Genomic DNA, 11,593 nt, shown 5'->3' with positions numbered 1-11,593 from the left:
GGCGGCTAGTTCGTCGGGAGCAGGGTCCTGGGAGGCATTGAACTGGGCCGCGCTCTGCTTGATACTCCGCTGCAGGGTGCGCACCAGCGCCACCCGCTCGTCGCGGGGCAGCACCCGAATAAAGAACTCGAAGTTGCGGTCGACCAGTAGGCTGTTGAGCTGCTTTTCGAACTCCAGCAAATCGGTGCGGCCTTTCCCGAACCGGCTCTTAAACCGCTCCGACACACCGTTGTAGTTGCGGAACAGCTTCTGGAGGTCGTCGCGGCCAAAGTAGTTGTCGAATTCGGCCCGGGCCTTGGTGGCGCGCAGGCTCACCGGATATTTGGCGCGGGCAAACGACTTATCGTACACCGTCTCCATCGTCCGGAAGTTCAGCTCATCGACGGTGCGGTCGAACAAACGCTTATTGGCTGCGGCCGGACCAATAGTGGATTGGGCCGCCAGCAGCAGAGGCAGCACAAGGCCCAGCAACAGAAAAAGCAGTGGCAACGGGCGAATTCGGAACATGTAAGCGCGATTGATTCGCGCAAAGGTCGGGTTTTTAGTGATTAGTTGTTAGTGACTACTGATTAATGGAAAATGTCATTGCGAGCAACGCGAAGCAATCCGAGGGAGAAATGTGTAAAGCCCTGTTAAGCATAAAGCCCCTGATGCCAATGTAGGTATCAGGGGCTTTATGCCTCTCAAAAGTCAGAAATTTGCTCCCACGGATTGCTTCGCGTTGCTCGCAATGACATTTTCCTCTAATCCCTAATCCTTACAGCCCGTGCGCCTCTATCATCGATTCGCGACAGGCAGTCAGGTATACATCTACCAGTTCGTCGGTTATGGAGATGCTGACGAAAAGGGCTTCGTAGAGGGCCGGGGCCAGGTAGATGCCGCGGTTTAGCATGGCCCGGAAGTAGCGGCCGAACTCCTCCGTATCGGAAGTTTTGGCGTCTTCGAGGTTGGTAACCGGCTGGTCGGTGAAGAAGACGCTGAACATCGAGCCGACGCGGTTGACGGTGTAGTTCAGGCCCAGGTCGGCACAAATCTGGCGGGTACCGTCGGCGAGGCGGGCCGTAATGCGGTCCAGCTCGGTATATAGCTCGGGATGCTCGTGCAGGTAGGTGAGCTGGGCAATGCCGGCAGCGGTGGCAATGGGGTTGCCCGAAAGCGTGCCCGCCTGATACACCTTGCCAGCAGGGGCCACCTGATCCATAATATCCTGGCGGCCACCGTAGGCCCCTACGGGCATGCCGCCCCCAATGATTTTGCCCAGCGTAGTCATATCGGGCACCACGCCGAACAGCTCCTGCGCGCCGCCGCGGGCAAGGCGGAAGCCAGTCATCACTTCATCGAAAATGAGCACGATGCCATGCCGGGTGCATAGCTCACGCAGACCCTTAAGGTAACCTTCGGCCGGGGCTACCAGGCCCATATTGCCCACTACCGGCTCCAGAATAAGGGCCGCTACCTGGCCTTCGTTGGCTAGTATCAGCCGTTCGGTGGCTTCCAGGTTGTTGTAGGGGGCCGTGAGGGTATCTAGCGCCACGCCTTGCGTTACACCGGGCGAATCGGGTGCGCCCAGCGTGAGGGCACCCGAACCAGCGGCAATCAGAAACGAGTCGCCGTGGCCGTGGTAGCAGCCCTCAAACTTGATGATTTTGTCGCGCCCGGTGTAGCCCCGCGCCACCCGGATGGCCGACATGGTGGCCTCGGTACCCGAATTTACCAACCGCACCTTCTCAATGCTGGGCACCATTTTCTTGATCAGCTCGGCCATTTCCACCTCGCGGCGGGTGGGGGCGCCAAATGAGAGCGAGTCGCCAGCCGCCGCGCGCACGGCGTCAACTACCAAGTCGGGAGCATGGCCCAAAATCATCGGGCCCCAGGAGTTAATGAAGTCGAGATACTGGTTGCCGTCTACATCCGTCAGCCAGGCACCTTTGGCCGACTGCATGAACACTGGGTGCCCACCCACGGCCCGGAAGGCGCGCACCGGTGAGTTTACGCCTCCCGGAATGTGGTGCTGGGCGCGGGTGAAAAGGGTATCGGACGTAGCGAGATTGAGCGAAGGAGCAGTGGAAGTAGGAGCGGACATAGAAAACTAATGTGCAGAATGACAAAAACTGGTTCTGTCATTCCGACGAAGGAGGAAGCCTGGTTGAATCGGTATGCGAAATTGAAACTGCTCAAGCCAGTTCACCCAGATTCCTTCTTCGGCGGAATGACAGTTCTTACAACCTACCGGAAGCCCACTGGGTTTAGCACCTCCACTTCGAGGCGCTCAAGCTTGGTGATGGGCACATACTGGTTGTCGTGGGCGCCGTCGGGATAACCGATGCCTTGGAACACGGCTCCCGATACCGGCCCACCGTTGGCCAGCGGCTGCTGAAAGGCGGGGCCATACTGGTGCAACTGGCTACCGAAGTAATAAAGCAGCTCAAAACCGGTGTAGGCAAATACCGAGGGCGGCAGGTTAAGCTGCTGGGTGTAGAGCTGGCGCACCCGTCGCACCCCGGGGTTGTTGCGGTCGAGGTACTTGGGGTGAACAAAGTAAACGTCGCGCGAATCGAGCTGGTCGAGGCTGAGGCGGTTGTTGTTGAGCCAGGACGCATAGGTTATGAGCGGCGGCTTGGCGTTCTGCACCCGCATGGCCGAGAGCGTGAACACACCGGCCTTGGGGTTATCGGAAGCCACTACGAGATGGCCAACAGCAGTCAAGTCGATACCTCCGAAACCAGCGGCCAGCGTCGTTTCATCGTCCGACTTAAGGCGGCGCAACTGCAGCACTTTGCCGCCCAGCGCCTCGTAGGCCTGCTTGTAGGCCAGGCCGAAGGCGGTTTCGTCGTTGGTGTCCTCGTAGAGTACTACGGCCGTGCGAGGGCCACCAAGGCGGGTGTAGGCGAACTGGGCCGCCTGCCGCGCCTGGGTGGCGGTACCGGGTTCGAACAGGTAGTGCCAGGCATTATCAGTTACCAGGCTGCCATCCTGCGAAAGCGGGTTGACCACCGCAATCTGGTGTTGCTGGGCATACTGGGCCAAAATCTTGGAGCCCGACTTATAGACAGGGCCGATAATGAGGTCCATGCCGGCCAGCTCGGGAAGCGTCAGCACCTGCTTGAGCTGCACAGTATCAGCGCCAGTGTCGTAGGCAAAGAGTTGTACCGGCCGGCCGGCCCGCTGCAGCGAGTCCTTGGCCAGGCGCAGGCCGGCGTACAGGTCGGTTACGAACTGGTTGCGGCGGCGCTTCTCCCAGCTCATGTCATTGAACTCGAAGGGCAGCAGTACGCCAATGTTGTAGCTGCTTTTTTTAGTGCCGCCCGGCCGGGGCGTGTAGGCGTTGCGGTCGAGGTTAAAGCGGCTGATGAGCTGGTCGAGTTGGGTCTGGTCGGCGGGCGTGTACCAGCCACCCCTCACCAGCTTATCGGCGTAAGCCCGGCCTAGTGCTGCATCCTGCGCGAAGTTCCTCACAAGGCCCTGGAACACGGCCTTCTCGCTGATGCGGGGCAGGTACATGGCTTCCATGTTGGCCCGCTCACTCGTCAGGGTGTTGGCCGGCAACTCATTGAGCACTGTCAGGGCATTGGAGTAGTCCTGCTGCTCGAACGATATCTGGCCCTGCAGAAACAGTGCCTCGGGCAGGCCGGCCCAGCTGGGGTAACGGTTGCGCAGCAGGTTGAGCATTTGCTCGGCCTCGGCCCATTTTTTAGCCCGGCTGGCCGCTACCGCATACAGATAGGCCGCTTCGGGAGCGCGCGCAAACTTGGCGGCCGGCACCGTCAGGGGTTCTAGCTCCTGCATAGCCAGTGCATAGCGGCCCTGCTCCACTAAAATCTTCCCGTTTTTGTAGCGTAAATCCTGGTCGGCCGAGCCCAGGCCGGCCGGTGGTGGCGGCATGGTGGCCGGTTTGGCCACAGCTGGCTTGGCAACTGCCGGCTTAGGCGCGGCCGGGCCAGCCGGTTTGGCCGCCGGCCGCGCCGACTGGGCGTGTAAGGACGGAGCAGCCGCCAGACCGGCGCAGAGCAGCACCGTGGACAGAAAGGCAGGTAACCTCATAGACCGAAAAGCCAGGGAAAAGCAGAATAACCATGCAGGCCACCACCAGCGCGGCCCGCGTGGCAAAGGTACGCAGTTGCGGCCGGCTTGAAATCGGGCTAATGCTGGCTTCGCGGAAGTGCGTGGCGATTTACGCTTGGTTCAGCTGCCGTACGCGCTCGGCCTCGGTCCGCACTACAGCAATGCGCTTCTGGTTCTCCGCTTCAATCACGCGGCGCCCCGCGGCGCGGGTTTCGCGCAGCTTCTGAAACTCCATGCGCTGGGCATCCTGCTCGGCTTCAAGCCTCACTTCGATGCACTTAACCAGGCCGCTGTGCAGCGCCATGTTCTTCATCAGCACATTCTCAACCTCAAAGCCCCAAATGGCTACGCCGAAATATTCTGCACCGATTATTGGCGGTGCCGCTTGGTGGCCGCCACCGCCACCGAGGCCACCGCTACCCAGGTGGGCTACCGTGCAGTTCAGGCAGTTGCTAGATTTGCAGCGTCGCCTGACCGAGGCCGGCATCATGGTCATCAAAACCGAAAACCTCTGCCTCATAGACGGCCAGCGCGCCTTCTCGCTAGGGCAAGGGGAGTAGCGCACTGCTCGTCTGCTTTTGGGTTGGGTAGCACTTGGTAATATTCACTTTGCCCTCGCGCCTCATGTTGCGGCTGCTTTGCTACCCAAGCCGATGGGCAGGGGTGAGGTGCGAGGCATACGGAGAAACTACGGGAGTAGAGGCAAGCGTTTTAATTGAAATTTAAGCTCCATTTAATTCCATCTTAAGCCAGTGGCCGGACAGAGGCGCTACCTTTGCAACAGGTTTCGAGAAGGAGAAGATTCACTGGCAACGGACTGAGAATCATTGGCTGGGTTCCGGCCCGCTAGTAATGCTATCAGCAAGGAGAGTGCTACCTTGCTGACTCCATCGATATTGACTATGAACCCAATCCTGCGTATTGAGTTGAACGAACGGTTGTACCTGCGCGACCCGCAGGACACCGAGCTGGGCCGTCGGCTGATTGCCGAGAGCGTGCAGTTGATTGATGAAATCGGGTTGGAGCAGTTCACGTTCAAGAAACTGGCCCAGCGCATGGGGTCCACCGAGGCCTCGCTCTACCGCTACTTCGAAAACAAGCACCGGCTGCTGGTGTACCTGGTGTCGTGGTACTGGGCCTGGATGCGCTACCAGATCCGCTTCCATACCCACAACGTGCCCGATGCCGCCCAGCGCCTGCGCCTGATTCTGGGCGTATTCACGCGTGCCCACCACGACGACCTTACCACCACCTCACTTGATGAGGCGGCGCTGTATCGTATTGTGGTAAATGAAGCCTCCAAGGCCTACCTCACCCACGATGTGGACCAGGATAATGAGGCCGGTCTGTTTCGCGAATACAAGCGGCTGGTTGCCGAAGTGGCCGCGGTTGTAACCGAGCTGGCACCCACCTACCAGTTTCCGCTCGCGCTGGTGAGCACCCTGGTAGAAGCTGCCCGCAAGCAGCACTTTTTTGCCCGGCATCTGCCCGGGCTCACCGATGCGCAAAACACTGGTAGCGAAGAAGCGGTTCTGTACCGATTCCTCGAAAACCTGGCCTTCGGGGCGCTGTGCTGAACCGGCCCGTTTCACGCGTTCTGCTCAGGGCATCCTCTGCGGCTCACCCTCCTCTCATTAGTATCCCAGCCTATAGTTCATGGCCAGTTCTTCGGAATCCTCAATGCCCCCCATACAGCGCTTGTGGAAGTTGCTGAACAGTGAACGGCGCGACATCGGCTACCTCTACGTTTATGCTGCGCTGGCGGGCCTTATTAGCCTGACCCTGCCGCTGGGCGTACAATCCGTTATCGGGTTTGTGACAAGCGGCGACGTGAGCACCTCGCTGATTGTGCTCATTGGCTTTATTGTATTTGGTACCATTGCAGTGGGAGGCCTGCAGGTGATGCAGCTGAAACTGGTTGAATATATGCAGGAGCGGTTGTTTGCCCGCATCAGCTACGATTTTGCCGTGCGCCTGCCCCGGGTGCGTACCGAAGCATTGGACGGGCAGTACCTGCCCGAGCTCATGAACCGCCTGCTCGACGCCCCCACCTTGCAAAAGGGCCTTTCTACGCTGCTGATTGAGTTTTCGGCCGCCGCGCTGCAAATCCTGTTCGGCTTGATTCTGCTTGCCTTTTACCACCCGGTTTTCATTGTGTTTGGCTTGTTGCTGCTGGGGCTGCTGGCCCTGCTGATCCGTATTACTGGTCCTGGTGGTCTCCAGACTAGTATCACCGAATCCAAATACAAGTACCGCGTGGTGTCGTGGCTCGAAGATGTGGCCCGCACCGTCAACACGTTTCGCAACGTACCCCGCCAGCAGTTAGCCATTGGCCGCACCGATCAGATCGTAGATGGCTACCTGACCGCCCGCCAAACCCACTTCAAAATCTTGGTAACTCAGTTTTGGGGCTTCGTGGTTTTCCGGGGGATGATTACGGCGGCTCTGCTCATCATCGGTTGCTGGCTGCTGATTACCAAGCAGCTCAACATTGGCCAGTTTGTGGCGGCCGAAATTGTGATTATCCTCATCATTACAGCCATGGAAAAGGTGCTGCTCAAGATTGATGTGGTATACGACGCGCTGACCTCACTCGACAAGATCGGGCACGTGCTCGATTTGCCCCTCATTAAGCCCAGCAGCGGCACCTACGAGCTACCCCGGGCTCAGCCACTGGTGGGCCTAAACGTTGAGATGTTCGAGGTTAGCTACCGCTACCCCCAGTCCGGGCAAGACACGCTGGTCGATATTCAGCTCAAGCTTGCGCCGGGCGAAAAGGTGGCCCTAGTGGGCACCGACGGCACCGGTAAAAGCACGCTCCTCAATGTAATGGCCGGTCTGCTCGAAGGCTACGCTGGCGTGGTAGCCTACGACAATCGACCCCTGCGCGATTTGGCCCCCATTGGTCTGAGCCGCGACTTGGCCGATAATATGTCGCACCAGGGTTTGTTCGAAGGGACGCTGCTGCAAAACATCACCATCGACCAGCCCTTTATTGAGCCTGATGATGTAGCCTGGGCGCTGGAGTTGGTGGGCCTGCGCGACGAGCTGTATGCCCGGGCCCAAGGCCTGAATACGCCCATCAGCGTTGGTACGCCGCTCTCCGACAGTGCCCGCCAGAAGCTGTTGCTGGTGCGTGCCCTCGTTAGCCGGCCCCGCCTGCTGCTGCTCGATAACCCACTGCCGGGCGTAGAGCGAACCGAGCGGTTGCGCATTATGGGCCGCTTGTTGGCTCCCGACCAGCCCTGGACCGTGTTCATCGCCACCCACAGCCCCGACGCACTTCGGCTCTGCGACCGGCTGGTACTGCTACGTGACGGCCGCATTGAAACCGAGGGCAGCTACGATACAGTTATGGGCATGCTGTAACACGCCTCGGTCATGGCGCCCCAGTGGGGTTTTACGCTACCAGCTGAATGGAAAGACCATCGTTACGGTTTGTCAGCCAGCTGCCAATCGGCGCTCGTAAACTCCGGGGTCAGTGGCCTCCTTAGCCAAGTGTTCGCCTTCGTTCGCTTGTTCTTTTTCAATCTGATAAGTACCCCGCAGGCAAGAAAGCGGGCCGCTTTGGCCCCGTCACCTGCTAAACTGCTTCACATGTCTTCTGCCAAACAGCCTTTGGAAGTACCCGACCCGATATTGGGTGGCTTCCACTCGTACCAGCGGGTGCAGACCCCACGTACCGGCCGGGTGCTGGCCCGTTGGCTGGCCGCGCTGGGTGTTATCGTGGTTCTGGCCGGCTTTCTTCCTTGGACCCAGAACATCCGCTCTTATGGCCAGCTGACTACATTGCGCCCCCAGGACCGGCCCCAGACCGTGCCCACTACCATTGGCGGGCGCATTGCCGGCTGGCGGGTACGCGAGGGTCAGCTGGTAAAAAAAGGGGATACACTGGTCGAAATCACGGAAATAAAGGAAAAGTACTTCGACCCAGAACTGGTGGAGCGCACCCGCGAGCAGCTGGAGGCGAAGGTTGCGGCCCTGGAGCAGAACGAGGGTAAGACGGTAGCGCTCGGCGACCAGCAGGATGCCCTGCGGGCGGGCTTGGCCGTGAGCCTCGACAAGGCGCGCAATAAAGTGGAGCAGACGCGTTTGAAGGTTAATTCCGATGAGGCCGATTTGCGGGCCGCCGAGAAGGATTTCGCCATTGCTCAGCAGCAGTTGGGCCGCCAGGAGGAGCTGTATCGCCAGGGCCTCAAGAGCCTCACCGAGCTGGAACAGCGCCGCCTCAAGTTCCAGGAGAGCACGGCCAAGCTGCAGGGTGTGGAAAACAAGCTGGGGGCTTCGCGCCAGGAACTTATCAACTCGCAGCTGGAGCTGACTTCGCTGGGGGCCGATTACCAAGACAAGCTGGCCAAGTCGGAGTCGGAGCGACGCTCGGCCGTGGCCTACCAGTTCGACTCGGAGGGCCAGATTGCCAAGCTGCGCAACGAGCTGGCCAACCTGCGCATCCGGTCAGGCTTTTACGCCATCCGGGCCCCGCAGGACGGCTACGTGGTGCGGGCGCTCAAGCAAGGCATCGGCGAAATTGTGAAAGAAGGCGAAGACGTAGTGACGGTAATGCCCATTGCGCCGGAGCTGGCTGCCGAGCTGTACGTGAAGCCCATGGATGTGCCGCTGCTAAGCGTGGGCCGCGAGGTGCGCCTGCAGTTTGATGGCTGGCCAGCGCTGGTGTTCAGCGGCTGGCCTGGCTCCAGCTTTGGCACCTTCGGCGGCCGGGTGGCGGTCATCGACAACATCGACTCGCAAGGCCTGTACCGGGTGCTGGTAACGCCCGACCGTACGCAGGAAGCATGGCCCCAGCAGCTGCGCATCGGCTCGGGCGTGTATGGCTGGGCTTTGCTTGATGACGTATCCATCTGGTTTGAGCTGTGGCGGCAACTCAACGGTTTCCCGCCCAATTTCGAGGGTGTCCCCACCAATGGAGGGAAAGGTGAGAAAGGCAAAATAGCCGCAAAAGAGGATAAGCCAGTGTTTTCCGATGAAGAGGAGACAAAATAGGCACCGCTTGGCTGGCTCCTGCCAGCTTCTGTCTGGTAAGCCGGCAGATCCATCTGCACAAACCACCACCCATGCTGCTTAGACTATCGTCTTCTTTGCTGATGTTTCCGACGCTGCTGCTAGTCCTGCTGCTGCTGTTGCTCGGGCCACCAATCAATGCGGTGGCTCAGGTGCGGCAGTATGTCCCGGTGGCCGCGCGCGTTTCGGCCGATTCGGGGCGGGTGTTCGGGCTGGCCGACCTGTTGGCCTACGTGACGCTACGCCACCCGGTGGCCCGGCAGGCAGGGCTGCTACCCGAGCGTGCCCGCCAGGAGGTGCGCTTCGCCCGGGGCCTCTTCGACCCGGCCGCCACCAGCAAATACTACGGCAAAACCTTTAAAGACCAGGAGTATTTCCACGATTGGGATACCCAGTTGCGGATACCAGTCTGGTATGGCTTCGACGTGAAGGCCGGCTACGAGCGGGGCACCGGCCAGTTCATCAACCCCGAAAACTCCACTTCCCCGGGTGGCCTAAGCTACCTGGGCCTGTCGGTGCCGCTGGCCCAGGGCCTGCTGATAGATGAGCGCCGCGCCGCCGTGCGTCAGGCCCAGGCACTGCAGGGCTTAGCCGAAGCCGAACGCCGCGGGGCCCTGAATAAACTGCTGCTACAGGCTGCCAAAGACTACTGGGACTGGACGCTACGCTACCGGCAACTGGAGCTGAACCGCCAGAACCTGGTGCTGGGCGACGTGCGTTTCCAGGCCGTGCGCCAGCGCGTGATTTTTGGCGACTTGGCCGCCATTGACTCGGTGGAGGCGCTGGGCGAGTTGCAGAAGCGCCAGGCCGAGCTGAGCCAGGCCCAGATGGAGTTCCAGAATGCCACACTGCTACTGAACAATTACCTCTGGAACGAGCAGCAGCAGCCCCTGAACCTGCCCCTGACTGCCCGCCCCCAGCTGCTGCCCGGCTCCGCCGACTGGCGCACACTACCCCCCGATTCGGTGGCTGCCCTCACGGCCCTGGCCCAGCAGATTCATCCGGAGCTGCAGAAAAGCCGGGCTAAGTTGCTGCAGCTTTCCGTGGAAAACCGGCTGCTGCGCAACAAGCTGCTGCCCAAGCTCAACCTCGATTATAACCTCTTGCAGGCCGGCCAGCCCTTCGCCCCTGAGAAGGCCGCCAGCCTGAACGGCAGCTACTTGCAGAACAACTACAAGCTGGGTGTGAGCTTTGCTTACCCCTTGCTATTGCGCCAGGAGCGGGCCAAGCTCCAGCTCAACCGCCTCAAGCAACAGGACACTGAGCTGGCTCTGCAGCAGGACACCCGCGAAATTGAAACCGGCGTGCTGACGGTGGCTAACAGCTGGACTGCCCTGCGCGACCAACTGGCCCTGCAGCAGCAGGTGGTAGCCAACGCCCAGCGCCTGCGCGACGGGGAGCAAACCCGGTTTGAAAACGGCGAAAGCTCGGTGTTCCTGCTCAACTCGCGCGATGCCAAGCTGCTGGAAGCCAGTCAGAAACTGGCCGAGCTACAGGCTAAGTACGCCCAGACCCAGGCGACCCTACGCTGGGCCGCCGGTGGCATCGTGGAGGAGCAGCCGTAACACGAACCGAAGGACCGCTGTAGCGCGAGGCTTTCGCTTCATGTATGGGTGAACGACGTCGTGTGGTAGTCAGCAACGATAAGCGAAGCGGAAGCTTCGCGCTACGGTCGTTCCCTGCGCTTGAAATTTCCGTATTTGCGGGTATGTCGATGTCGGTTAGCACATTCTCCCAGACCCAGCTGCGGCAGCGCCTGAATCTGCTGTTGGTGCTGGGCCTGTCGCTGGCTTTGAGCGTGGCCCTGATTACCGGCCGGGTGCTGCTCACGCGCCAGCTAACCTTCGTGTTTCTGCTCTGGAACCTGTTTCTGGCCCTGGTGCCATTCGGTCTGAGTACGATGCTGGGCCTTAGCGCCGGGCGGCTGCGGGCCCGGGTGCTGCTGCCGGTGGGCGCGGTCTGGCTGCTGTTCTTTCCCAACGCACCCTACATCCTCACCGACCTGTTCCACCTGCACCCGCGCTCCGGCGTGCCCTACTGGTACGACCTAGCCCTGCTGCTAAGCTGCGCCTGGAACGGGCTGATGCTGGCCTACGCCTCACTGCTCGATATGCAGCAGCTCGTAACGCGCCGCCTCGGTCAGTGGGCTGGTTGGGGCTTTGCCGCGCTGGCGCTGCTGCTGAGTAGCTTCGGCATTTACTTGGGGCGCTACCTACGCTTCAACAGCTGGGACGTGCTTACCAACCCCGTCAGCCTGTTCTACGACATCCTTACGCGCCTGCTGCACCCGCGCGCCTACCTCGGTACCTGGGGCGTTACGCTGCTCTACGGTCTGTTTCTGCTGCTTGGCTACGCCACCGTGCGACTGCTGGGCAAGGTAAGAACGGAGTAGGGGCGGGGCGGGTCCCCCCCCCCCCTTTAACGTTTTTCGTTTGACAAAGGCGGTCCACTCCTACCAGGAATTCGTTCCACGGCGGGGGGGGGGGAGCGGCGGCCCCCCCCCGTTTCCACC

10 protein-coding genes are annotated in these 11,593 nt (G+C 60.5%); 6 read left to right on the top strand and 4 right to left on the bottom strand.

What is annotated here, in order from left to right; translation table 11 throughout:
- From HW556_RS16980 to HW556_RS16965, 4 genes are all read right to left on the bottom strand, one after another.
- A partial coding sequence (locus HW556_RS16980) for a hypothetical protein (RefSeq protein WP_176901315.1) occupies positions 1 to 507 on the bottom strand: 507 nt, incomplete at its 3' end.
- Positions 508 to 757: 250 nt separating this feature from the next.
- Positions 758 to 2,083: a glutamate-1-semialdehyde 2,1-aminomutase gene (hemL, locus tag HW556_RS16975; protein WP_176901314.1), complete on the bottom strand. Its 1,326-nt coding sequence runs from the start codon at positions 2,081 to 2,083 to the stop codon at positions 758 to 760.
- A 143-nt stretch (positions 2,084 to 2,226) separates the two neighbouring features.
- Complete coding sequence (locus tag HW556_RS16970; RefSeq protein WP_176901313.1) at positions 2,227 to 4,041, bottom strand: ABC transporter substrate-binding protein; 1,815 nt, start codon at positions 4,039 to 4,041, stop codon at positions 2,227 to 2,229.
- Between the two features lie 130 nt (positions 4,042 to 4,171).
- Positions 4,172 to 4,558 (bottom strand): SPFH domain-containing protein, encoded by a 387-nt coding sequence (locus tag HW556_RS16965; RefSeq protein ID WP_176901306.1) that lies wholly within the window; start codon positions 4,556 to 4,558, stop codon positions 4,172 to 4,174.
- On the opposite strand from HW556_RS16965, the gene HW556_RS19060 reads away from it, so the two are divergent.
- The 6 genes from HW556_RS19060 (at position 4,551) to HW556_RS16935 (ending at position 11,473) form a co-directional block, all read left to right on the top strand.
- Positions 4,551 to 4,622, top strand: a complete 72-nt coding sequence (locus HW556_RS19060) for a hypothetical protein (RefSeq protein WP_394354142.1) — start codon at positions 4,551 to 4,553, stop codon at positions 4,620 to 4,622. The two genes, HW556_RS16965 and HW556_RS19060, sit on opposite strands and share 8 nt — an antisense overlap.
- 342 nt (positions 4,623 to 4,964) lie before the next feature.
- A complete protein-coding gene (locus HW556_RS16955; RefSeq protein ID WP_176901311.1) occupies positions 4,965 to 5,639 on the top strand; it encodes a TetR/AcrR family transcriptional regulator in 675 nt (224 codons plus the stop codon).
- Positions 5,640 to 5,760: 121 nt separating this feature from the next.
- Complete coding sequence (locus tag HW556_RS16950; protein WP_176901310.1) at positions 5,761 to 7,431, top strand: peptidase domain-containing ABC transporter; 1,671 nt, start codon at positions 5,761 to 5,763, stop codon at positions 7,429 to 7,431.
- Between the two features lie 228 nt (positions 7,432 to 7,659).
- Positions 7,660 to 9,063, top strand: coding sequence for an HlyD family secretion protein (locus HW556_RS16945; RefSeq protein ID WP_176901309.1), 1,404 nt, complete (start codon positions 7,660 to 7,662; stop codon positions 9,061 to 9,063).
- A 101-nt stretch (positions 9,064 to 9,164) separates the two neighbouring features.
- The gene (locus HW556_RS16940; protein ID WP_176901308.1) at positions 9,165 to 10,646 is read left to right on the top strand and encodes a TolC family protein; all 1,482 of its coding nucleotides are present in this window, start codon (positions 9,165 to 9,167) and stop codon (positions 10,644 to 10,646) included.
- A 143-nt stretch (positions 10,647 to 10,789) separates the two neighbouring features.
- Positions 10,790 to 11,473, top strand: coding sequence for a DUF1361 domain-containing protein (locus HW556_RS16935; protein WP_176901307.1), 684 nt, complete (start codon positions 10,790 to 10,792; stop codon positions 11,471 to 11,473).
- Positions 11,474 to 11,593: the final 120 nt, after the last annotated feature.

Source organism: Hymenobacter terrestris (assembly GCF_013377905.1).
In the GTDB taxonomy this organism is placed as follows: Bacteria; Bacteroidota; Bacteroidia; order Cytophagales; family Hymenobacteraceae; genus Hymenobacter; species Hymenobacter terrestris.
This window is presented reverse-complemented; position numbering and strand designations above follow the sequence as displayed.